Annotated in this window: 18 protein-coding genes; 9 read left to right on the top strand and 9 right to left on the bottom strand. The window is 62.6% G+C overall.

Annotation, left to right across the window (positions count from 1 at the left end; translation table 11 throughout):
• Positions 1–78: 78 nt before the first annotated feature.
• Positions 79–1,560, bottom strand: coding sequence for a serine/threonine-protein kinase (locus tag GAU_RS21060; protein WP_052574451.1), 1,482 nt, complete (start codon positions 1,558–1,560; stop codon positions 79–81).
• 183 nt (positions 1,561–1,743) lie between these two features.
• Here GAU_RS21060 and GAU_RS13610 point away from each other — a divergent pair, with 183 nt between their 5' ends.
• Positions 1,744–2,832, top strand: a complete 1,089-nt coding sequence (locus GAU_RS13610) for an alpha/beta fold hydrolase (protein ID WP_015894460.1) — start codon at positions 1,744–1,746, stop codon at positions 2,830–2,832.
• A complete protein-coding gene (locus GAU_RS13605; RefSeq protein WP_015894459.1) occupies positions 2,829–3,269 on the top strand; it encodes a DUF983 domain-containing protein in 441 nt (146 codons plus the stop codon). Before GAU_RS13610 ends, GAU_RS13605 begins: the two co-directional genes overlap by 4 nt.
• A gap of 81 nt (positions 3,270–3,350) precedes the next feature.
• Here GAU_RS13605 and GAU_RS13600 read toward each other — a convergent pair whose 3' ends face one another.
• The 3 genes from GAU_RS13600 to GAU_RS21055 all read right to left on the bottom strand — a co-directional run bounded on the left by GAU_RS13600 (position 3,351) and on the right by GAU_RS21055 (position 7,336).
• Positions 3,351–4,301 carry a hypothetical protein gene (locus tag GAU_RS13600; protein WP_015894458.1) on the bottom strand — a complete coding sequence of 317 codons (951 nt, stop codon included), beginning with the start codon at positions 4,299–4,301 and terminating at the stop codon, positions 3,351–3,353.
• 124 nt (positions 4,302–4,425) lie between these two features.
• Positions 4,426–6,492: a S9 family peptidase gene (locus tag GAU_RS13595; RefSeq protein ID WP_015894457.1), complete on the bottom strand. Its 2,067-nt coding sequence runs from the start codon at positions 6,490–6,492 to the stop codon at positions 4,426–4,428.
• 244 nt (positions 6,493–6,736) lie between these two features.
• Complete coding sequence (locus GAU_RS21055; protein ID WP_169307687.1) at positions 6,737–7,336, bottom strand: C40 family peptidase; 600 nt, start codon at positions 7,334–7,336, stop codon at positions 6,737–6,739.
• A 277-nt stretch (positions 7,337–7,613) separates the two neighbouring features.
• Between GAU_RS21055 and GAU_RS13585 the strand changes: the two genes are divergently transcribed.
• The 4 genes from GAU_RS13585 to GAU_RS13575 all read left to right on the top strand — a co-directional run bounded on the left by GAU_RS13585 (position 7,614) and on the right by GAU_RS13575 (position 13,472).
• A complete protein-coding gene (locus GAU_RS13585; protein WP_156799034.1) occupies positions 7,614–8,333 on the top strand; it encodes a hypothetical protein in 720 nt (239 codons plus the stop codon).
• A 17-nt stretch (positions 8,334–8,350) separates the two neighbouring features.
• A complete protein-coding gene (locus tag GAU_RS13580; protein ID WP_015894454.1) occupies positions 8,351–11,734 on the top strand; it encodes an RHS repeat protein in 3,384 nt (1,127 codons plus the stop codon).
• Positions 11,735–12,181: 447 nt separating this feature from the next.
• Positions 12,182–12,706, top strand: coding sequence for an RHS repeat protein (locus GAU_RS22990; RefSeq protein WP_015894453.1), 525 nt, complete (start codon positions 12,182–12,184; stop codon positions 12,704–12,706).
• Positions 12,707–12,896: 190 nt separating this feature from the next.
• The gene (locus GAU_RS13575; RefSeq protein WP_041265534.1) at positions 12,897–13,472 is read left to right on the top strand and encodes a hypothetical protein; all 576 of its coding nucleotides are present in this window, start codon (positions 12,897–12,899) and stop codon (positions 13,470–13,472) included.
• Positions 13,473–13,511: 39 nt separating this feature from the next.
• On the opposite strand, the gene GAU_RS13570 is transcribed toward GAU_RS13575, so the two are convergent.
• The 5 genes from GAU_RS13570 to queC form a co-directional block, all read right to left on the bottom strand.
• Positions 13,512–14,951 carry a TolC family protein gene (locus tag GAU_RS13570; protein ID WP_015894452.1) on the bottom strand — a complete coding sequence of 480 codons (1,440 nt, stop codon included), beginning with the start codon at positions 14,949–14,951 and terminating at the stop codon, positions 13,512–13,514.
• 6 nt (positions 14,952–14,957) lie between these two features.
• Entirely contained in the window at positions 14,958–18,107 is a 3,150-nt protein-coding gene (locus GAU_RS13565; protein ID WP_015894451.1) for an efflux RND transporter permease subunit, read from the bottom strand.
• A 5-nt stretch (positions 18,108–18,112) separates the two neighbouring features.
• Positions 18,113–19,195 carry an efflux RND transporter periplasmic adaptor subunit gene (locus tag GAU_RS13560; protein WP_015894450.1) on the bottom strand — a complete coding sequence of 361 codons (1,083 nt, stop codon included), beginning with the start codon at positions 19,193–19,195 and terminating at the stop codon, positions 18,113–18,115.
• Between the two features lie 201 nt (positions 19,196–19,396).
• Complete coding sequence (gene queE / locus GAU_RS13555) at positions 19,397–20,035, bottom strand: 7-carboxy-7-deazaguanine synthase (protein WP_015894449.1); 639 nt, start codon at positions 20,033–20,035, stop codon at positions 19,397–19,399.
• Positions 20,036–20,040: 5 nt separating this feature from the next.
• The gene (queC, locus tag GAU_RS13550) at positions 20,041–20,757 is read right to left on the bottom strand and encodes a 7-cyano-7-deazaguanine synthase QueC (RefSeq protein ID WP_015894448.1); all 717 of its coding nucleotides are present in this window, start codon (positions 20,755–20,757) and stop codon (positions 20,041–20,043) included.
• Between the two features lie 100 nt (positions 20,758–20,857).
• Between queC and GAU_RS13545 the strand changes: the two genes are divergently transcribed.
• The 3 genes from GAU_RS13545 to GAU_RS13535 all read left to right on the top strand — a co-directional run bounded on the left by GAU_RS13545 (position 20,858) and on the right by GAU_RS13535 (position 24,310).
• Entirely contained in the window at positions 20,858–21,595 is a 738-nt protein-coding gene (locus tag GAU_RS13545; protein ID WP_015894447.1) for a TerC family protein, read from the top strand.
• Between the two features lie 184 nt (positions 21,596–21,779).
• A complete protein-coding gene (locus GAU_RS13540) occupies positions 21,780–22,427 on the top strand; it encodes an outer membrane beta-barrel protein (protein ID WP_015894446.1) in 648 nt (215 codons plus the stop codon).
• Positions 22,428–22,531: 104 nt separating this feature from the next.
• Entirely contained in the window at positions 22,532–24,310 is a 1,779-nt protein-coding gene (locus GAU_RS13535) for a hypothetical protein (RefSeq protein WP_169307685.1), read from the top strand.
• Positions 24,311–24,339: the final 29 nt, after the last annotated feature.

Here is a 24,339-nt window from a genome sequence, read left to right as displayed (position 1 = left end):
CCGGAGCCGCCCCTTCGTTGTTCGTGTGATGAAGCGACGTTCGTGTCTGCGAACATCGCCTCATTGGGTGCGCCGGGACTATGTGGGCGGTACGGTGGTGTCGCGCTTGATGGCGGACGAATCGACCACGGCGCTGACGGCACTGTCGGGCTTCGTGGTCTTCTCGGTTTCGCTGTTGCGCCGACGCGTACGCTTGGGGGCAGCCGCAGGTGCCGCCGTCTCGGAAGGCGGAGCCTCGGCCGCTGTCGAGTCCGATCCCACCCAGCCCGCAATGGTCGATCGCGCCTTGCTGGATACATCGCCGATGCGATCGGAGACGTTGTGCATGGTGGTGCCTTCAGGCCGGCTGGCGCCATACCACCAGAGCGCATAGGTGAACACACCCAGCAGCACGATGTACGGAAACACCGAACGGCGGCGGCCCATGTGCACCGGATCTTTCCGGGAGTGCCGGACAGGCGGCGGCGCGGCAGGTTGTTGCCGCTGCGGGTTGTTCCCGGCGGCCGGCGTACGCACCGATGCGGCGTCCATCTGTGTGCGGACCACCGGATTGCTGCTCATACGCTGCCCCAACGCGTGTCGATAGATCTCGGCCGTTTGCGTGGGCGTCATCTCCGAGACGGAATCCGCCAGCGTGTTGCCGAACTCCGATATCGTCGGATAGCGATCCACCGGATCGGGGGCAAGCGCCTTGTCGAACACATCCTGCAGGGACAGCGGCCATTCGAGATCGCTGCGCACTTCCACCAAACGCCGTGGACGACTCGTCAGGCGAGCGATCAGCGATTCCTTCGACGATGCACTCACGAAGGCATCGTGTCCGGTGAGCGCCATGAAAGCCACCAGGGCCAGCGAGTACTGATCGGAGCGGGGGTCCAATACGTCGCCAGAGAGTTGCTCCGGTGACATGTACTCGGGAGTGCCAACAGCAAACCCGGTGCGGGTCACCTGCTGCGCGCTGCGGTCTGTCGAACGCGCGATGCCAAAATCCACGAGCTTCACCACGAACGTGCCATCGGTGCGCTTCGACACCATGACATTGTCGGGCTTGATATCGCGATGCAGGATACCGAGATCGTGTGCCGACTGGAGGGCATCGGCGGCCTGGGCAATGATGTCTGCGCCCACCACTGGATGCAGCGCGACTTCACGCTTGAGCGTGGCGGCGAGCGCCTCCCCGTCGACGAATTCCATCGCCAGGTACACCAGGCCTTCGTCGGTCTCACCGAAGTCGAAGATCGCGGCGACGTTCGGATGATTGATCTTGCTGGCGTTCTCGGCTTCGCGCGTGAAGCGCTGCAGTGCTTCCGGCTCATGCAGCAGGGCCTGCCGCATGATCTTGATCGCACTCTTGCGCTTCATGCGGATGTGCTCGGCCAGATACACCTGGCCCATGCCGCCTTCGCCAATACGCGAGATCACACGGTAGCGCCCGCCCACCACCTTCCCGACGAGGTCACTCTCGTCCACGATGGTCAGCGACGACCCATCCTTCGCGCAGAACGCGACGGACTCGTCGTAGGTCTCGCCACACTTGGGGCAGCTTCGCCGATAGCTCACAGCAGCGAACCTATCAATCTCACTGCTGAAGGCAAGCACACCTCGGGGTCGGAATTCGCCATATCAGTACTGTAGAGTTCGCTTAGCTGTTTTTCCAGAGAACCTGCGTATGTTGCATATATGAACATTCTGACGCGCTTCCTGTCTCGCTCGTTCTGGACAAATGTCCGGGGCGTCAAGGGAGTGCGGTGTGCGCTCTCCCTCCTGTTGGTCGGACCGACCCTTGCCAATGCGCAGCCGCCGGCCGGTTCCGGCGCCGGGTGGGCGCAGGCCGGCAAGCAGGGGGATGCCGTGCTCCGCAATGTCACGTTCGTGGACGGCCGCTCGCTCCCTGAGCTGCGCATTCACTACACGACCCTGGGCACCCCCCGAAAGGATACGCGCGGAATCGTGCGGAATGCGGTCATGATTCTGCACGGGACTGGAGGCAGCGGGCGGTCATTCCTGAGCCCCACCTATGCCGGGGAGCTGTTCGGCCCTGGCCAGTTGCTCGACAGCAGCCGCTACTACGTGATCCTGCCGGATGGCATCGGCCATGGCGGGTCCTCCAAACCCAGCGACGGCCCGCACGCCCGGTTCCCCAAGTACGGCTATGCGGACATGGTGACGGCCCAGTATCGGCTGCTGACGGAACACCTCGGGGTGAACCACCTGCGCCTGATCATGGGCACCTCCATGGGCTGCATGCATGCCTGGGTATGGGGATATACCTACCCGGCCTTCATGGACGGGCTGGCCCCGCTCGCCTGTGTGCCCGCGCAGATCGCCGGTCGCAATCGCATGATCCGCACAATGGCCATGGACGCCATCCGGGACGATCCGGCGTGGCTCGGCGGGGAATACAAGATGCAGCCGCCCGGCCTCAAGTCGGCGCAGATGCTGCTGTACATGATGTCGAGCGCGCCACTCGTGCAGCAGGCACAGGCGCCCACACGCGAGAAGGCCGACTCGGTCATCCGCGCGTACCTCGATGCACGGATGCGTACCACCGATGCCAATGATTTTCTCTACCAGTTCGATGCGTCGCGCGACTACGACCCGTCGGCCCGTCTCGGAGAGATCAAGGCACCGGCGTTGTTCATCAACTCGGCCGATGATCAGGTGAACCCGCCTGAGCTGGGCATGGCCGAGAAATTCGCGGCGCAGATGCCGGGGACCCGGTTCATCCTGCTGCCCATCACCCCGGAAACGCGTGGACACGGTACGCATTCGCAGCCGCGCATCTGGGGCAAGTATCTCGCCGAGTTCCTCGGCACACTTCCAGAACGATGAGCCCAACTACGACCCGTGCGACCACCTGGCAGCTCATTACCCGTGCTGTCCGGCTGCGCTGCCCGCATTGCGGCGGCGGTGGCATTTTCAAGAGCTTCTTCGCCCTCAAGCCCAATTGTCCCACGTGTGGGTTGCGGCTCGAGCGGGGGGAAGGGGACTACTTTGTTGGCGCGTACCTCTTCAACCTCATTGCGGTCGAACTGATCCTCGCGTTTTGCGTGGGCACGTTCGTCATCGCCACCTGGCCGAATCCACCCTGGGATGTCATCACGTACGTGACGGGCTTCCTGATGCTGGCCGGCTGCGTGTTGTGTTACCCCTTCTCCAAGACCACCTGGCTGGCCGTGGATCTGGCCATTCGCCCGATGAGCGCCGAAGAGTTGCTGTGGCACCGGGAAGGTGGAGACATCGGCGATCGTGAGTTGCCACACGTCTGACATAGTCCGTGCATCACACAAACAAACGCGGCGCGCATCATCACGATGCGCGCCGCGTTTGTTTGCCGAGCCGATGAGGTCTTACTTCTCGGCGATGATCAGGTAGCGCGACACGCCCCAGAACTTCGCCGGATCGGTCACGCGGATGCTTTCACCGCGGAAGGAACCGTCCTTTTCCTTCTTGGCCACTTCGATCAACTCCGCGTCGTGCCGCGACACGATGCGATACGCCCGGTCGCTGCGGGGCAGTGGGATGGTGAGCACATCGCGACGATCCGCCCGGGTGAAGCGCGTTTCGTCGAGCGTACGGGCCGGCACCAACGTCTTGCCCAGCTTGACGATGAGCAGGCCACGCGAGCCGCCCTCTTCGATCGCCACCCCATCGGCCAGGAGCTGCCGGCGTGAGCCGATCGTGTAGAACACGCGGTTCTCACGCACGTCCATTGCCTTGACCGTGTCGGTCAGGACCGACTTTTCGGCAACGAGCGTCTCATTGGCGGTGCGCAATTGCCGGATCTCGTCCTGGAAGACCGAGATCTCCTTGTCACGCTGCGACAGGCGGGCATTCAGATCGCCGAGCAACGTGGCGGCAGCGGACGAATCGGCCTGCATGCGCTTGAGCTCAGCGAGCTGCTTGGCCACTTCGGCCTGGCGAGCCGAGAGGCGCTGGCGCATCTGCTTCAGCCGGTCGAGGATGTCCTTTTGGGCCGCGGCGGCTTCGGTCTTGCCCGATTCGTCGCTGGTGTTGACGCCGACCTTGGAGGACAGGCCACGGACCTGGCGGAGTTCCGCGTCTACCTGATCGGCGAAACGAGAGGCCTCGACGACCTGGGCAAGCGCGCGGTCCTTGTCTGCGCTGGCGCCCTGCGCGAGCCCCTGCAGGGAATCGCGCTCGGCGCTGGCCGAGGCGAGCGCCGCGGCGAGAGAATCTGCGCGGGCACGGGAGGCCGTGTCCGTGCAGGCGGAGACCGCGAACGCGGCCAGCAGCAGGGAGGCAGCTGCGGCGCTATGGCGGATCTGAAGGCGGGACATGGAATCGCGGGTAAGTGGAAACAGGAATGTGCGGCAGGAACGTACCGGTCTCAGGCGTCCGGTGAAAGTATCGTGGATCACATTCCGATCGGCCTTTGGTGACCTGCCGCACGACCTGCGTCTACTACTCCTGCGTCACCTTGGCGGCCGAGGGGGGCCGTTGGTACTTGTCGAACCAACTGCGCAGATAGAGCTGGGTGCGCAGGAAGTTGGAGGGTGTCGAGCTCGTGCCGTGCCACTCGTTGTTGAACCGCACCATGGCCGTGGGGACTTTGCGGATCTTCAGCGCCTCGTAGTACTCCTCGGTCTGCGCCATCGGCGTGCGGAGGTCGTTGACACCCGTCATGAGCATGGTGGGGGTCTTCACGTTGCCCACGTACATGAGCGGCGACCGCCGCAGGTGCTCGCTGGGATCGTCCCAGGGGTACTTGGCAAAGTTGTAGTACCAGTTCGACCCGTCGGTCGTTCCGACGAAGCTGATCCAGTTGGTCACCGGGCAATTGGCACTCGCCGCCGAGAACCGATCGGTGTGGCCCACGATCCAACTGGTCAGTACCCCGCCGCCCGAGCAGCCGAACACATACAGGCGGTTGGTGTCGACGTAGCCGCGACCAATGACCGTGTCCACGCCGGCCATCAGGTCATCATAGTCCTTGCCCGGGTAGGCGTTCTTGATGGCATTGCCGAACGCGCTGCCGTAGCCCGTGGAGCCGCGTGGGTTCGTGTAGAGCAGCACGTAGCCATGCGCCACATGATCCTGGCGCGAAAAGTTGAAGGCCACGTTGTACATGCTGTGCGGCCCACCGTGAATTTCGAGCATGAGCGGGTACTTCTTCGACGGATCGAAGTCGGCCGGCTTCACGATCCAGCCCTGGATACGCATGCCGTCGACCGACGTGTACCACACTTCTTCGGTGGTGGCGAGCTTCTTGCCCGCCAGCACATCGGCGTTCACATCGGTGAGTTGCTTCAGCACCGGGGTGCGCACATCGAAGGCCACGATATCGGTGGGCTTCATCGAGGTGCTGTTCACACCCACGGCCAGGAACGACTTGCCGATGTCGCTCACGGTGAGTGTTTGCGCTCCCTTGGTCACCTGCCGCACGTCACCCTTGAGAGAAACGTGATAGAGGTTGCGTGAGCCTTCGTTCTCCACGTTGAAGTACACGCCAAGGCCATCGGGCGACCACATCATGCCGCTGGGCGAACGATCGAGTTTCTCCGTGAGCACCCGCACGTTGCCACCGTTGGCGTCCATGATGTACATGGCCGCATCCTTCCACGTGGCGTCCGTGCTGTCGTAGCCGGTGTAGGCGATGTACTTGCCATCAGGGCTCGGCACCGGATTGTTGTCGGGGCCTTTGCGCTTCGTGAGTGCGGTGATGTCGCCGCTGGCGATATCCACCTTGTAGATGTCGCTTTCACGCCAAGCGTACTCACTGTCCTCTGTGCGCAAGGACGTGAAGAGCAGTGCCTTGCCATCGGGCATCCAGGTGGTGCCGTTGGAAGCCCAGTCGCCGGTGGTGATCTGGCGCGGCGTGCCGCCATCAGCGGGCACGGTAAAGAGCTGACGCAGACCGTTCTCGAGGAAGCCCTGTCGGTCGGCACGGTACTTCACCTTGCTGACCACACGCGGTGGTTCAGTCCACTTCGCGCCCTTTGGCGCCGCCGGCATCGCGATGCGCCATTCGTCGTTTTGACGAACCAGCATGCCAAACGCCAGCGTGGTCCCGTCGGGGCTCCATTCCACATCGCCGGGGGACTCCGTGAGGCGTGTGATCTGCGTGGTGGCGCCTTCGGCATCCATGTAGCGCACCCAGATCTGCTGGCCACTGGGTTCACCATTGGCGATGAACGCGATGCGGCTGCCTTCCGGGCTCCACTTGGCGTTCGATCCCTTCACCAGGAACCGGTTCTTGGTGCCATCGGCGTTCATGATCCACACCGATGACTCACGTCGATCGTTCAGTTGATCGGTCCACGTGCGTGTGTAGAGAATCTGTTTGCCATCGGGGGAGAGGGCAGGGGCCGCGACGTCTTCCCAGTTGAAATAGTCGGCGATCGTCAGCCGGTCTTTGGGAGGTGTCGCAGACTGGCCACTCGCTGAAGACGACCACACGAAGGTCGGTGTCAGCAGAGCGAGGAGCAGCGCGCGGGGGGAGAATGCGCTGCGAGGGGGGCGGAGCAGCATGGGGGTCTCCTGAAGGGGAACCCGTTGAGCATACGGTGCTCGCAAGGTCCTGGCGAGCCTGCGGCAAGTGCTTCGCAGGCGATGTGCGGTCCGTCACAGTGCACACCGTCTCACCTGTGTCTGCTGTTGGCGTCACTCACGCTGCGGCCGGATCTGACGACGCGGGGGCATTGTCGGGCTATGAAAAACGCGGCGCGAGTCTTCTCGCGCCGCGTTGGCATTTGGGGGGCGCTTGGGCCGCCTGCTACTTGATCGAGTCGGCGAAGGCGAGGATGGAATCGCTGAACGCCTTGGTGGATCCATCGACGTAACGACGGACACCCTGCCACTGACGGATCAGGGAGGAGCGCCGATCAAGGCTGGTCTCGATGACGCGGCGCTTGGACGTGGAGGCGTGGATCATCTTGCCGTCGCCCACGTAGATGCCGACATGCGAGATCCGCTTGCCACGGCCGAAGGTGAGTACGTCACCGGGCTGCAGGGCGGCCACATCCTTCGGGACTTCGGTGCCGACTTTGGACTGGCTCTGCGCCGTGCGCGGGAGGACCATATCCAGAGCGCCCATGACATAGCGGACGAGCCCACTGCAGTCGAACCCGACTCCCGGCTTGGAGGCGCCCAGCTTGTACTTGGTGCCCACCGATCCGCGGGCCTTCTCGACGATGCTCTCGCGGAGGCGTTCCGCGGAGGCACTGAAGGCCGCGAACGGCTTGCGCGACTCGAGTGTCGGTTCAGTCTTGGCGGCTCCTGCGGTGCCATTCAACTCCTGCGACTGCATCGGCGACGCGCCGGCCACGAGGGCCACGGTCAGGGCGATGTAGAGGGGGCGGGAGCGAAGAAGCACGAGGCAGTTAAGGAGCGCGAGGCCGGGTTGAGGGGTGACGCCGGTGACTGACTTGAGGCTGAAAAGGTAGCCCGCGGAAAGACGCATGGCCAGAGGCCGGAGTCACACTGCGGGAAGTGTTCGGTTCATGGTGCCGGGGGCGGAGGTGACAGAGGGTTCACGAACCCAAATGTGACCGGGAGCACTCCAGGGTCTTCGGCTGTGTTTGCTCCAATGGGATTCGTCAACGCACTGTTGGAATAATAATAATCACCGTTCATCAATGGAGGAGACTGGCATGATTTCTCGCCTTGTAGTCCTCACCAGCATTGGCGCCGTGGCCCTGGCTTCAGCGCTCCCAGCGGTCGCGTGGCATCCATGGAAGTCGGGCCTCCCCTCGACTCGCCGCATCCAGTCCCTCACCATCGACACCCGGTCGGTCAATCCGGGAGCGTCCATCGCGCGGGATCAGTGCTTCACCTTCGCGTTCGACGGAGCGGTCGCATCCTCCTGTGGCGATCTGCGCGTCACGCATGCGCTCCCGGCAACACGAGTGCGGGGGAAGGCTCAAGCGCCGATGCTCGTGTATCACGCCCAGCATGCGCACCCGTATCCCGTGGTGCGCGCGAATGTCACGATGCCATCAGGCACGGTCTCGGCGGCCACCGCAACACTGCATCTCGTCGTCAACGGCACGCCGACCACCGTCGCCACGCAGACCTACACCGGCACCCAGCTTCCAGGTGGCAGTACCCGTCGCGTCGCACTCACCTTCGACGGCATCACCTATCCCACGGGCGTGTATCCGTACACGCTGTCGTTGTCTGCCACGGTGAATGGGACGGTGGTTCAGACACAGTCCATCGACACGTTGGTCATTGTCAATCGCAGCACCTCCGAATTCGGGGCAGGGTGGTGGTTGGCACGATTTCCTTCCTCGACTGGGTCACGGACACCATCACCCGTCCCGACTCCATCAGGAGTCCAGCGTTCAGCTACACGTACATTCGCACGATAGAGAATGGCGCCCGGGTCGTGTTCGACAACACGGGTGAACACATCGCCACCATCAATCGGCTGGGCGACACCACCACATTTGCCCGGACCAGTGGGCGGCTGACGAGTGTCACGCTCCCTCGTGGGGGGCTGACATACATGTTCGCCTACGACGGCAATCAGAAACTTGCGCAGGTCACCGCGCCGGCGGTGGCAGGCGCACCGCGCAATGTCACTGCCAGCATGACCTCCGGGCGCCTCATCACCCTGACCGACCCGGATGGCTTCGTCACCACCTTCGCGCACAGTCCCACCGTGACGAATGTCATGATGTCGCGACGGGACAAACACAATCGTGAGCGCACGTTTACTCACGATGGGACGGGCCGTCTCGCGGCAACCGCGGTCTATGCCGGGGCGGGTTCGACGAGTCCGATCACCTGGGCCATGTGTGCCGCCGAGTCACGTGGCGTGATGATGAGTGGCGCGTGTGGAGCGTCCACACCACCGGACACGGTGAATGCCCGCACGCGTATCGATGGTCCCCGTGCGGTGGCCGACACCTGGAATATCGCGGTGAATCGGTATGGGGCCGTGAACCGGATCCGTGATCCGCGCGGTAGTACGTCCACGTTTCGCCGAAACGATACGCGGTTCCCGGGCCGCGTGACCGAATCGGTGGATCCAATGGGGTTCACCCAGCAGTACAGCTACAACGATCGTGGGAATGTGGTGCAGCGCGTCGATCTCAATGTGTTCGGCAGCACGGTATCGCCGTCTTACGGCTACGTGTACGGTAGTGCGCAGTGGCCGGATGGGGTGACCACGATGTACATGCCGATGGGTGGTTGGGTGGAGTTCACCTACGACAGTCGCGGCAATGTGCTCAGCCGCCAGGATGCCCGCGGTGCGGCCGGACGCATGACGTTCAGTTACGGCGCGGCGGGCACCTCGGCGGCCAATCTGCTGGTCGCAGTCGTGCATCCGACCGTTCTCGCCGGGCGGACGGATTTTGATTCGCTGCAATACGACGCATTGGGGAACGTGTCCGACGCGCGCACGGCATCCCGTATCGGCGGTACCACCACCATCCACGCGGCCACGCATACGACGCATGACGCCATCGGTCGCGTCGCGCGGGTGTGTGTGGATACCAGTATCGGCGTGACGCCGCCGCAGCAGTGCACCGCAACGCTGTTCGATCGCATGGATCGGGATTCGGTGGTGACGATTTCCGCACCACTTGGCGCCGGAACGCAGTCGTTGACCACAAGGAGTCGCTACGACCGCGAGGGGCGCCTGGTGTGGTTGCAACGGCAGTCGTCGCTGCCGGACTCCGGCATCGGGGCCATCACGACGCAGTGGCAGTACGACAGCGCTGGACGGCGCATCACAGAAACCGCGCCCGATGGCTTCATGGAGCACACCGTCTACGATCCGGCGGGCAACGCGGAGCGGGTGGTGACACGCAAGAACGACACGCTGGCCATGACGTACGGATTGGCGGGAGAATTGCTGACCCGGCGCCTCTCGGCGGTGCGATACACCTCAACCAGCGACGCGCTGATCGATACGTTGCCCTTCCCGTGGAAGCCCAATAGCGGGAGTGACTATCTGATTCTGCCTGACACCCAGCGCTTCACCTATGACAGCGCCATGCGGATGCTCACGGCGAACAATCGCCATGCGCAGATCACGCGCACCTATCTCCCCAACGGGCTTCTGGCGTCGGAACGGCAGCGACTGCGGGGTGCCAATGACGCCTCGACCGATTTCACCAAACACGACTATCTGTTGACGTACCAGTACGACATGAACAGTCGGCGCAAAGTGGTGAAGTGGCCGCAACAACTGACAGCAGTGGGACAAGACAGTGTGCTCGCGGTCTGGCACCCGTATCTCGACGACGTGATGGCGATCGTCGAGCCGCTTGGTCATGTGTTCACCTATACCAACAATGAACGTGGCGACCCGGCAGAACTGGACTATCCCAATGGCTACAAACAACTGTGGACATACAGCGCGGCGGGATACGACAGTCTGGACATCATCACGAATACGAGCACGGCGGGTGGGCGGCTGCCAGTGTCACCGGTGCGGTCGGCACGCTCTGCCTTCGACGCTCGTGGATTCCGGCGATGGCACTATGACGCAGCCGGCTTCCGGGATACGGCGCGTTTCACCTACACGGGCATGGGGCATCTGGCCAGCAGCAGCATCAGTCAGCAGGGCTTCATTACGGCGGGCAGTGTCCGGGCCGGCAGCAATGAGTGGCTGACGTACGACGCCTTGGGCAACATGTTGTCCGATTCCACCACGACCTCCAAGACGACCCGAGTGGGCGGTGGCCTCAATAGCGGGGTGAACAGAGCCGACCAGACGTTTGGCTATCGAGCTCAGTATCAGCCGAATGTCGGCCGGATCACGCGGCAGGTGGGTGGTGTGGGCGGTGAACGCACATACACGTATGACGCGGCGGGCAATACCCAATGGTATCGACGCGCGGAAGGGAGCACGGACGAGAGCCGTTTCCGCGAGCGGCGGTTGTCGTACTACGCCGCCGATGGCACCCTCGCCGCGGCCGACTATCGCTGGCGCGCCACCACGCTCGACGACGATCGACGGCGGGTGTTCGAGACGTACCGCTACGATGCGCTGGGCCGGCGGGTGTCGGTGCGGGCGGATCGGGAGTGCAACCTGCCCAACGACAACGGGCGCGATCGGCTCAACTGCGACATGAGCACGTTGCAGCGCACGGTGTGGGATGGCGAACGGGAGTTGATCGAGATCCAGCTCCCGGTGAAGGTGCCCACACGCCCCGCCGAGCCAGACAGTGTTCTGGACAATGACGTCTTCGAGCCCCGCTATCCGCGGGTGCTGAACAATCAGGATCCCAACCCGTTCTTCGGGCGGATCGTGTACACCTATGGGTTGACCCTGGACCAGCCGGTGGCGCTGACACGGTATGGGTACGTGGATCTCTTCACCGACACCACGCGCGTGGTCTTCCCGCAGAAGACGGTGTCGCTGATGTGGAGCGCGCTGGGCAAGATGGGCGCGGCGGCGTGTGCCGACGGGAAGGCAGAGTGCTCACACACACAGAACGGGCGCACCGCGAACCTGCAGTTGGGGTTGCCGAATCTGTGGTTCATGTACGAGCGCCCGAAGTTCCTACCGAGCGCGTTCAGCGGCACGCTGCTGACGGATAAACAGACGGCGACGGGCACGCACTATCGGCAGAACCGGTATTACGATCCGGGGGCGGGGCGGTTCACGAAGGAAGATCCGATCGGGCTGAGCGGCGGGAAAGTTCCTTTCTTCAGCAGAACGGGCAATTGCAAAATCAAGTGGCAATTCGTTTCACGTGATCGTCCGAAATTCACTAGGCAAAACGGAAGGTGCTTCGTCAGCTCACTTGATTGAGATGGATGCCGCTAGGCGAACTCTCCAAAACGCATCGCGTCGTCGACCCTGCCGGAAGCATCATTCATCAACATCAGAGCCACCTTGGCAAATACGGTACCGTGCGCGAATTGCCCATGTCGTGGAGACAATTTCCTGATAGACCATGATACATTCTGACTTGAACGACTTCGAGCAGCAGGTGGCCAGTCTCACTCTCCGATTGCTTGAGGAGCATCGGTCACTACTCAACGGTCTCGAACTCCGAGCTGACTTTCTTGGCATTCGGGTGTTGGATCCATCAGTTGGCAGTCGGCGGTCAGAGTTAGAAGTAGTCTTCTACCGAGGCCGCGACATCGCTGACATTTTTGAGTTTTTTGTTGAGAACAACGGAGCTCCGAATGCTGCAATCGAGGAAATAGAAGCATGGCTGCGAACTGAACTCTCGGGGTTGCCACGGCGGCATCCATGACCAACTCAGGGGGGATTCGAATTCACCACCGCGGCGCATGTGGTCCTCCCCCGAAGACGGTGTCGCTGATATGGAGTGCGCTTGGCCAGATGGGCGCGGCGGCGTGTGACGACGGGAAGGTAGAGTGCTCACACACGCGGGCGGGGCGGTTCACGCGGGAAGGTCCGATCGGGTTGAGCGGCGGGCTGAATCTGTACGGGTTTGCGGGGAGCAATCCAGCGAATTTTTCGGATCCGTTTGGGTTGTGTCCGCATGTCTTGGCCGGTAGGCCGTGCTCCACTGCGATGGCTGTTGGGTTTGGCTTCGTACCAATCGCCGGAGACGCATATGATGTTCTGAGCGCCCTTGCTGGCAAAGACCTGCTGACGGGCGAGTCGATAGGCGTTGGCGCGCGGCCGTCACATTCATGGGAACGCTCGCTGGGTCGGGCAAGTTCGCGCGAGAAGCTGTTGGAGCAGCGTCAACCCATGTTGATGTCACCAAACGCAACGCAAGAGTCTGGAACAGAGCGACGAACGTAGATGCCGCGAGATTCGGTGAAGGTTTGATTGAATCTGGCTTCGAGCGGTGGAGCCATGCAGACGGCATTGTAAGATACACCAAGGGTGATCAACGCTACGTGGTGCGTGGGCCCGAGCGCTCCAACAGTGGGTGGACCGCAGGCGTGTACGAGTGCGGAGAGCTGCGTGGCAAGATCAGACGGGGAAGACCATGACCAGACCAGAGCAAGCAGTTGAGAATCGTTTCGAGTCTACCGCCAGACTCCCTCAGCAAGTATTCAAGAGAGCGGATGAATTGGCGTTTGCGTTCACCGACTCCGCCCTTCTGACAGCCCTTGGAGGATGGGAGGTCTTGAAGGCATGCGCTCAGCATTTCAAAGACGATTCCATATTCGCAGTTGTCGTCCATCACCTTTCGACGAAAGAGTATGCCTCAGTCTTTCCAGCGATGAGTCTCAGGCCGGAGGCGACTCGAGAACTTTACATCAACTGGCTGGACGAAAGACGGAGCAACGGCGATGGTCTTCTGTACATCGATGCGCGTACCGTGGCTTTCACGGGATCGTCGGAGAAATGGGGGCTGTGGATTGACCAGGACCAGGAGCTTGCGGTTCTTGGTGCGCCACGTACGCAGTTGGTGTCAGTCGCTGAGAGGCAGGTCGATGGCTTTGAGTGGGTGTCAGCTAGTGACGTTGCAGATCTGCTGGCGCCGTCATTCTACCCGGAACCTGTCTCTGCCGAGTTTTTGGATCGGTTGACGGGGGCCTATGCTGATAGCCTCATCTAGCGAATTCTCTGATACCGGGCGCAGCGCCAGAGCGCGAAGTTACCGCCACCCTCCGCCAAGCGCCCTGTACAGACTGGTGGTGGCCTCCTGCTGATGCAGCCGCATCTCCACCAGCTCGAGCTTCACGTCGAGCGCTTCCCGTTGCGCCGTGAGCACCTCCAGGTAGTTGGCCCGGGCGGCGTTGAACAGGTCGCCCGAGATCTCGATGGCGCGATCCATGGCCTCGGATTGTCCGGCCTTGAACGTGTACATGCGCTGCAGATTGTCGATGGCCGAGACGAGGGTGGACACCTCTGTCACCCCGCCCAGCACCACCCGGCGGTAGTCATACAGCGCCTTCTGCTGCGCCGCGCTCGCCCGCGCGAACTCCGCCTTGATCGCGGTGCGGTTGAGCAGCGGCGCCATCGCGTCGCCCGCCACCGACCACGCCATCGACTCCGGTGTCGTGAACAGGTACTTGGACGAGAAGGCCCGAAGGCCCAGTCCGGCCGACAGGTTGAGTTCCGGAAAGAACTCCGCTCGCGCCGCCTTCACATCGAAGCGCGCCGCCTGCAGTTGGAACTCGGCCGCCCGGATATCCGGCCGATTCTGGATCAACTGGGCCGGAAGGCCGGCGTCCAACGATCGGAGCGTGGACGGACCCAACGATGTCGACCGCGCCACCACCTGCGGATACCGGCCCGCCATCAGGTTCAGCCGATTCTCAGCTTCGCGAATCTGTTGGCGCAGTTCGAACTCGAGGCTCTGAGAATTGAGCAGTAAGGCCTGGAATTGTTGCACCGCCAGTTCGCTCACGGCCGCTGCTTCCCGCTGTGCGCGCACCACATCGAGCGCGTTGCGCTGCAGATCAATCGCCTGTTGCACGATGACCAGCTTGGCATCGAGCGCGGTGAGCTCGTAATACGTGTTGGCGATCTCCGCGACCAGACTGGTCATCACATAACGGCTGCCTTCGACGGTGCCCAGGTATCGCGTGAGCGCGGCGCCCTTTTGGCTCCGGATGCGTCCGCGGATATCGGCTTCCCATGATGCGGTGAATCCCAGCCCGATGTCTCCCAATGGCTCCGGGACTTCCTTGCCTTCGGTGATGTCGGTGGAGGCATTGCCAGCCCCCTCTGCCGTGTAGCGCGCACTCTTGTCCATGCCCAGCGTCGCCCCGGCACGGACCTGGGGCGCGAGCCGCCCGCGGATGGCGCGCACCTCGTTGCGCGCCATCTCGACCTCCTGCAACGTCGACAGCATCTCCGGGTTGTTCGCGACGGCCGTCTCGATCAGCGCCCGGAGCGTGGAATCTTCGAAGAATGTCCGCCAGTTCACGGTCGCCGTGCTGGTGGTGTCTGCGCGGTGGGCGCTGTCGGTCGGGCCGCCAAAAGATGCGGGCGCGGGGGGGCGCACCAGTGGAGCGGGCATGGACGGGGCGACGCATCCGGACACGCCGGCCACCATCACCAGCAGCGAAAGTCGGGAAAGTGATGACATGTGTGGTCAGAGCTCCGTCAACGGCGATTCTTCTTCGTTCGCAATGAACGGATGGCGTTCCGACGTCTTCGCGAAGGCGTAATAGAGGCCGGGGATGAGAATGACGCCGAGCAATGTGCCGAGCAGCATGCCACCGAAAGCCGCCGTGCCAATGGTACGGTTGCCGATCTTGCCCGGGCCGGTGGCGAACATGAGGGGAATCAGGCCGGCGATGAAGGCAAACGATGTCATGAGGATAGGGCGGAATCGTGCCTTGGCGCCTTCGATGGTGGCGTCGAGGGCCGTGGCCCCCTGGCTGTGCTTCTGCGAGGCAAACTCCACGATGAGCACCGCGTTCTTGCCCAGCAGGCCGATGAGCATCACCATCGCGATCTGTGCATAGATGTTGTTTTCGAGTCCCGTCACGAGCAGCAGCAGGAAGGCGCCGAACACCCCGGCGGGCAGCGAGAACACCACGGCCAGTGGCAGGATGAAGCTCTCGTACTGGGCCGAGAGAATCAGGTACACAAACACCAGCGAAACGATGAAGATGTAGATGGCCTGGTTGCCCTGACGTACTTCGTCGAGCGAGATGCCGGCCCAGTCGATGGCATATCCGCGGGGGAGCGCCTTGCTGGCTGTTTCGGTGATGATGCGAATGACCTCACCGCTGCTGTACCCCGGCGCAGCCGATCCGCTGATCTCGGATGCGTTCGACATGTTGTGCCGCGTGATTTCCGAGAGGCCGTAGACCTTCTCCATGCGCATGAAGGCGGAGTAGGGGACCATTTCGTCACGATCATTCTTCACGTACAGCTTGAGAACGTCCTCGGGTTGGGCGCGGTATTCCGGTGCCGCCTGCACGATGACCTTGTACTGCCGGTCGAACTTGATGAAGCTGATTTCGTAGTTGGAGCCCAGCAGGGTGGACAGCGTGTTGAGGGCATTGTCGATATTGACGCCCTTCTGCTGCGCGAGCTCGTTGTCCAGTCGCAGCATGTACTGCGGGAAGCTGGCGCTGTAGAACGTGAACACCGATGTCATCTCTTTTCGCTTGGACAACTCGGCCACGAAGTCGTTGCTGATGGTTTCCATGCGCTTGTAGTCGCCCGATCCGGCCTTGTCGAGCAGGCGCAGCTCGAAACCGCCGGCGGCGCCATAGCCGGGTAGTGCCGGCGGCAGGAAGAACTCGATGTTCGCGCCAGTGATGTCCTTGGTCTTCTCTTCCAACTCGGCGATGATCTCCTGCGCCGAGTGTTTGCGCTCACTCCAATCCTTCAGGTTGATGAGGCAGGTACCTGTGTTGGCGGCGGTGCCTTCGGTCAGGATTTCATAGCCGGCCAGTGCGGATACCGATTGCACGCCTTCGACCTCTTCCGACACCTTCTGCAGGCGCGAGACGATTTCGTTGGTGCGTTCGAGCGTCGAGCCTGGTGGTGTCTGCACAATGGCGTAGAACATTCCCTGGTCTTCGTTGGGAATGAACCCACTCTGAACCGTCTTGCCGGCCAGCCAGGTGCCGCCGCACAACAACACGAGCACACCGAAGGTGACCAGGCGCCGCGAGGCGATGCCCGACAGCAGGCGCACATAGCCGTCGGTGGTGCGGCCGAACCCACGATTGAACGCGTCCAGAAAGCGGCCCACAGGGGAGCGTCGCTTGTCGTGCGTATGTGGTTTGAGCAGCATCGCACACAGTGCCGGCGTGAGCGTGAGTGCGACGAAGCCGGACAACACGATGGCCGTGGCCATGGTGATGGAGAACTGCCGGTAGAAGATGCCCACCGGTCCCGAGAGAAAGCCCACGGGAATGAACACGGCGGCCATGACGAAGGTGATCGCGATGACGGCGCCGGCGATCTGGCTCACCGCTTTGCGTGTGGCGGCCAGCGGATCGAGCCCTTCTTCCTCCATGATGGCGTGCACGGCTTCGATCACCACGATGGCGTTGTCCACCACGATACCGATGGCCAGCACCAGAGCGAACAGTGTGATCAGGTTGAGCGTGATACCGAAGTACTGCATGAAGGCGAAGGTGCCGATCAGCGAGACGGGCACCGCCACCGCCGGAATCAGCGTGGACCGCCAATCGCCGAGAAACACGAACACCACGATGCCCACCAGCACGAATGCTTCGATCAGTGTGTGCAGCACCTTGTCGATCGAAGCATCCAGAAACGACGACACGTCGTAGCTGATCTCGTAGTGCATGCCCTTCGGGAAGGTCGACTTGCTGATCTCCTCCAGCTTGGCCTTCACATCCTTGATGACCTGGCTGGCATTGCTGCCATACGATTGCTTGAGCACGATCGCCGCCGACGGTTTGCCGTCGAGCGTGGAGTAGATGTCGTACATGGAGCTGCCAAACTCCACGTCCGCAATGTCCTTGAGGTGGAGGATCTCGCCATTCGCGCTGGCCCGGATGACGACGTTTTCGTACTCCTCCTTGGTGGTGAAGCGCCCCGGGTACTTGAGCACATACTCGAAGGCCTGCGAGCGTTTGCCCGAGCTTTCGCCGGCCTTGCCCGGTGAGGCTTCGAGGCTTTGCGCGCTCAGGGATTCCATGACTTCTTCCGGCGACACCTTGAACGCCGTCAGGCGATCAGGCTTGAGCCAGATGCGCATGGCGTATTCACGGTTGCCCAGAATGTCGGCAAAGCCCACGCCGTCGACGCGCTTGAGCTCCGAGATCAGACTGATGTCGGCAAAGTTGAACAGGAACTTCTGATCGGCCTGCGGATCGTCGCTGTACAGGTTGACATAGAGGAGCATGTTGGGCTCCTCACGCGTGATCTTCACCCCTTCGCGCACCACGATGGGGGGCAGCTTGTTCACGACCGACGCCACCCGGTTCTGAATGGCCAGCGTGGCCTGGTTGGGATCCGTACCCAGATTGAAGACGGCCTGGATGTTGGCTTCGCCGTCGTTGCCAGCGTCGGACGTGATGTACTTGAGCCCGGGCGCGCCGTTGATGGCCCGCTCGAGCGGAATCACCACGGCCTTGATGAGCAGTTCGTTGTTGGCGCCGGGATAGTCCGCCAGGATGGTGACCTTGGGCGGCGAGATGTTCGGGTACTGCGTGACCGGCAATTGTGTCAGGGCCAAGCCGCCGACAAAGAGGATCAACAGCGACAGGACAATGGAGAGCACCGGTCGCTGGATGAACTTGTTCAGCATGCGGTCTATTCCGCCTTGAGCCGAAGGGACGCGAGGACCTGACGTGTGTCCTTCAATTCGAACTTGATCACGTCGTCGTCCTTCACCTTCTGCACCCCTTCGAGCAGGATCTTGTCGTTCACCGACAATCCGCTGCCGACCACGAACAGATCCGGCATGCGCCCGGTGACCGTGATGAGACGGGCGTGCACTTTGTTGGCCTCGTCGATCACGAAGACGTACGTCTTGTCCTGGATTTCGTATGTGGCTTTCTGCGGGATCACCATGGCCTGGGTGTACGGCACCGTCATCAGGACCTTGCCGGTCTCCCCGTTCCGCAACAGGCCATCGGGGTTCGGGAACACCGCCCGAAACGCGATGTTGCCTGTCTCGTGATCGAACTCGCCTTCAATGGTTTCGACTTCGCCCTTGTGCGGAAATCGTGTGTTGTTGGCGAGCAGCAGCGTGACTTTCTGACCGCTCCCGTTGGGCGTCTTGGAGCGGTAGTCGAGGTACTCGGGCTCCGACACGTTGTAGTAAGCGAACACACGCCGGTTATCGGAGAGTGTACTGAGCAGCTCTCCTTCCTCGATCAGACTGCCGAGTTTTTTCGGGATGCGATCGAGCACTCCATCGAACGGTGCGCGGATCTCGGTGAAGGACAGATGCAGCCGGGCCTGCGCGGCTTCGGCGCGGGCACCATCGAGCTTGGCCTGCGCCATCGCCTGTTCGTTCTTCGAAACGATGCGCTTGGTGACCAGCGACTGGGTGTTCTCCAGTTCGATCTCGGCCATGCGCACCTCGGCTTCGGCTTTCTGCAGTTCCGCCTCGTACACCTTCGGCATGATGCGGAACAGCAACTGTCCGGCCTTCACCGTGCGCCCCTCGTCCACGGGCATTTCTTCGAGAAAGCCCTTCTCCTGCGCACGGATTTCGATATTCCGGAGCGACCGGACCTGGGCCACATACGGCTTCTCGTACGACGTATCGAGGACCAAGGGCCTGATGGCCAGAAAGCGGGAGGTCTCTTCCTCCTTTGCGTGTTCGCGCTTGCAGGCCTGCAGCAACACCACGGCCGTGAATCCGGCCATCAGCATCTTCGAAGTCATGTGAACGGGTCGAGGGGTGAGCGCGGAAGATGCGAGTCGATGCTGACGCCTCGATAACAACCGCCACCTCATCGAAGACCCAAAAAGAACGCCGGCCACCCTGTCGAGTGACCGGCGTTGAGCCGTCGTGCTACTTGCTGCCGTCCGTTACCTCACAGCCCACCGGAGAGTGCTTTCACCCCTGGGTTCACCGCGCGAGCATCACCGGATTCCCAGCACCTTGTGCGTCTGCACCGACAGCCGCCACTGCGGATGCGCGAGGCAATAGGCCAGTGCGGCGCGGGTGTTCTCGGCCGCCTGGGGGTCATCCATGGGCTGCAACAGGAAGTGCGCAAACTCCAACGAGGCAAATCGTTCGGGACGTGCCTGCTCCTGGGGAAACACCAGCTTGAGTTCATCACCCCGTGTGAGCACTACTGGCGCGTCGGCTTTGGGGCTCACACAGATCCAGTCCAACCCTGCCGGCGCCGGCTGCGTGCCATTGGTCTCCACGGCAATCTCGAAGCCCTCCGCATGCAGTGCGTCGATGGCCGCTTCATCGAGTTGCAGCAGCGGCTCCCCACCGGTGCATACCACGAACGGTCGCGCACTGCCCGGAGCGTCGACCGGCCAGCGGCTCTTCACGAAGGCCGCCAGTGCTGCGGCGGTGGCAAACTTGCCGCCATCGGGACCAACGCCCACGAAGTCCGTATCGCAGAACGTGCAGGTGGCTTTGTGCCGGTCAGCCTCCCGCCCCGTCCACAGGTTGCACCCGGAGAACCGGCAGAACACCGCCGCGCGCCCGGCGTTCACGCCTTCCCCCTGCAGCGTGTAAAAACACTCCTTCACCGTGTACGCCACGTCGGTCAGCCCGCGTAGGCGATGGGATCAGCAGCGCCGGCTTCGGCGAAGCCCCGCAGGCGCAATTGGCAGGCATCGCAATGCCCGCACGCTGTGCCATCCGGTGCCGGGTCGTAGCAGCTTGTGGTGAGGCTGTAATCCACGCCCAGGCTACGGCCCAGCGTCACGATCTGGGCTTTGGTGAGGTGCTGCAAGGGAGCATGAATGGTCAACCGCTGCGTGCCTTCCACACCGGCCCGCGTGGCGAGATTGGCCATCGTCTCGAATGCGGCCACGTACTCGGGCCGACAATCCGGGTAGCCCGAATAGTCGAGCGCGTTGACGCCGATGAAAATCGCGTCGGCGCCCAGCGTCTCTGCCCAGGCAAGCGCAAACGACAGAAAGATCGTGTTGCGCGCCGGCACATACGTCACGGGAATCTCGTCCGTGACCTCGTCCACATCACGGTCTTTGGGCACCTCCACATCGGAGGTGAGTGCGGATCCGCCCCACTGCCGCAAATCGATATCCACCACCACGTGACGGGCGGCTTGCTGCGCCGCGGCAACCCGACGGGCGGCCTCGATCTCTCCCGCATGGCGTTGCCCGTAACGAAAGGTCATGGCGTAGGGCGTGAACCCATCGCGCCGGGCCACGGCCAACGCGGTCGCGGAGTCGAGGCCGCCGGACAGCAGCACAACCGCCGGACGTTCAGGAGCAGGGGAATGAGGATCCGAAGTCATAGCGTTTGAAAATAACGAATCGGGATCATCGCCAGGCCATCCCTAGCCTATCCGCGCACCAAGACTTGGCGCGTTCCGGAACGGGAGCCAGACTTGTGGGATGCTCCATTGGCTCTCCGACCCGCAGGCGTGGATCTCCCTGCTCACGCTGACGGTGCTCGAGGTCGTCCTCGGCATCGACAACATCATCTTCATCTCGATCCTCGCCGGCAAGCTGCCGCGGGATCAGCAGCCGCGGGCGCGCTCACTGGGCCTGGCCGGTGCGTTTGTCTCGCGCGTGTTGCTGTTGCTGTCGATCACCTGGGTGATGCGCCTGACGGCCACACTGTTCACGGCATTCGGGCATCCGTTCTCAGGACGCGACCTGATCCTGCTGGTCGGCGGTCTGTTTCTCATCGGCAAAGCCACCCATGAGATCCACGCCAAACTCGAAGGCCCCGACGAAGAACTCGAGCAACACGCCCGTCCGCCGAAGACCCTGTGGGTGACGGTGGCACAGATCATGGTCATCGATATCGTGTTCTCGCTCGACTCGGTGATCACGGCCGTGGGCATGGCCGACGAAGTGTCGATCATGATCGGGGCCAACGTCATTGCCCTGATCGTGATGCTGGCGGCGGCCGGCACCATCAGCGCGTTCGTGGACCGACACCCCACCATCAAGATGTTGGCGCTGGCGTTCCTCGTGCTGATCGGCACCAACCTGGTCGCTGAGGGGCTCGGGCAGCACATCTCGAAGGGCTACACCTACGCCGCGATGGCGTTTTCCGTGTTGGTGGAGATGCTCAACATCCGCGCCCGGGCGCGGACGAAGCCCGAACCCGGATCCGGTCCATGAGTGCCCGCTCGTGATCGCTGACACCTTGCGGATGCATTAGGCTGTCCTCAATGAAGGACACTTTGGCGGGATCCGTTTGGTTGTCATCGTGTAACGCGTTGCCGTAAAGAGACTTGCTTCGATGTCGTGCGGGTGGTCCGCTCCGTGCACCATGCCGCATCGTCACCTACTGGAGTGTCCGAGTATGAACACAGCTTTTGTTCGCCGCGGTTTTTCCGTCGCTTCGATCCTGGCCACCTTCGCGGCGGCGCCGCTTGCGGCGCAGCAGACTTCCCCCATGACGGGCGGTGGAGGCAGCGCTTCGCTGACACCTTTTGCCGGCTACGTGCTGACCGGCAACTGGTATGACGGCCCGATCGGCACGAGCCTCAAGAATGCGAACGGTCCGGTCATCGGTGCGCAGGGCAGCTTTCCCCTCGCCCGCGGCGTCTCGCTGGTGGGCAGCCTGGCCTACAGCTCTGGCGATCTGCGCATAGGGTTGCCGTTGATCGGTGGTGTCAATGTGGGGTCGACCAAGACGTGGATGTATGACGCAGGTCTCGAACTTGGTGGTCTCTCGGCTCGTCCCGAAGGAATCGCACCGTTTGCCACCGTTGGTATCGGCGGGATGACCAACGACATCGATGCCAGCATCCTGAATGTGCGCGCGACGAACGTTGCCTACACTCTGGGTGTAGGAGTGGACGTGGGCTTCACGCCCGGCATGGCGCTGCGCCTGCAGGCCAAGGACTGGATCGGCAAGTTCAACTCACAGGATGCCATCGGCTTTCGTGTCGACGGCAATGTGGCACACAACTTTGCGCTGACGGCAGGACTGAAGTTCACGTTCTGATCCCGTCGGTGCTTCTGAGGCTGTAGATTCGCTCTCACGCCTTCCCTCAGAAGACTGGACTCGTGAATCAGAACTATTCGAAGAAGTGCGCGCCCCGTCGGTTGATGACGGTTACAGCGCTTGCCGCATTCCTCTTTGCGCCCGCCTCCGCGTCGTTGTTTGCGCAGGCGGGCGCTGCTGCGTCGGCCAACTCCCCGGCGGCCGATTCGGCCCGTTCGGCGGCACGTGCGGCGGACCCGCTCCGTGGAACGCCGTCGACCATCACCTCGGCCGGCAACGAAGCGCGCACGCAGCAGGATGCGTTTGAACGCAGCCACCGGTTGGGGCTCCGCTTCTACAACGGTGGTGCCGATGCCACCTGTGAAGTGGCGCTGGGGCGCATCTGCTATTGGAACAACAATGGCGATGTACCACCACCGGCCGAACGCGCTGATGCTCGTCTCGAGCGCGAGGCGCTGCTCGAGGTGCTGGCGAAAGCCCAACGAGAGAATCCGAAGGACGATTGGGTGAATGGCATGCGTGTGCGGTATGCCATCGAAGGTGGGCAGGCTGAGGTTGGTCTCGAGGCCGCTCGTGCCTGCGGAGGCACCGACTGGTGGTGCGCGGCGCTGCAGGGGTTGGCGCTGCACAATCTGAATCGTCATGTCGATGCGTCGGCAGCGTTCGGCCGTGCGCTGGCCGCGATGCCGGAAGCCCAGCGTTGTGCCTGGGACGATCTCACGCTCTGGCTCGATCCTGCCATGCACGCCAACTACAAGGCGTTGGGATGCAGCGGGCGCGGCGCCGAAAATGCGCGGGTGTTCCGATTGGGACAGCCGCTGTGGATGCTGCCGGGCAACGATCTGCAGAACGAGTGGTATTCCCGCTTCACGATGTCGCGTGTGCATTCACTGGGCCGTCTCCCCTATGACATGCAGTGGGGTGACGATCTGCTCGAATCACAGCTTCGGTATGGCTGGCCCACGGCGTGGTCGGTACAGAACGGCGGCGCGGCGGATCCGCGGCCGCCGCAGGTGGTCGGTCACGAGCCGACGCCCAGCTACGATTTCATGGCGGTGCCTTCCGGTATCGGCAGTCCGACACAGGCGACGGCCAAGGATTGGGAGCCGACGCGCAAGAAGGCACGCATGCGGTATTCGACCCGGTATGCCGCGGGCTACGGTGCGCTGCCACACCAGTTCGCGCGTTTCCTTCGAGGTGGTGACACCACCATCCTTGCAGGTGGCTATCGCCTGATGCGGGATCTGGAGATGGGGCGCGCACCGTACACGGCTGCGCTCACCCTCGACGGTTTCGATGGCCGCGCGCCGCTGCAAGTGGTGAGAGACAGTGCGCCGGCCAACAGCGCGCTGCTGGTGCCATTCTCCAGCACCATGTTGGCCAGTGTCGAAGTGCTGGCGCCGGTCGGCAAGCGTGCCGCCCGCGTGCGCAACACGGTCTCGCCACTTCCGCGCGAAACGCGCTTGTCCGACTACCTGCTGTTGCAGCGAGGCGACCCGTCGCCGACGCCCACGCTCGAACGCAATGCGACGCAGGCGTATGGGTCGACAGAAATCGAGGGCGGTACCACGATCGGCATTTACTGGGAGATGTACCGTCAGGCCAGCCCGTCGGCGCCACTGCAAGTGTCGCTGCGAGCCACCCGTCTCGGGGCGAGCTTTTTCCAGCGTCTTGGCAGTTCCATCGGACTCTCCAAAGCCCTCACGCCAGTCTCGATCAAGTACAACGACAATGGTCGGCCGGATGGTGGGGCGGGTCGCAGCCTGACGCTCAATTTCCCGTCGGTGCCGTCGGGAGACTATCAGCTCACGCTCATGGTGAGCGGGGCAGGTGTTACTGATAGCACGACCCAGGTTGTTCGGGTGAATAGCGGCAACAAGTAAGTCTGGTGGTGGGTTGCTGAGCTGAAACG

The organism is Gemmatimonas aurantiaca T-27 (assembly GCF_000010305.1).
Lineage (GTDB): Bacteria > Gemmatimonadota > Gemmatimonadetes > Gemmatimonadales > Gemmatimonadaceae > Gemmatimonas > Gemmatimonas aurantiaca.
Note: the sequence above shows the minus strand (reverse complement) of the source record. Positions and strands in the feature narration are given on the sequence as shown.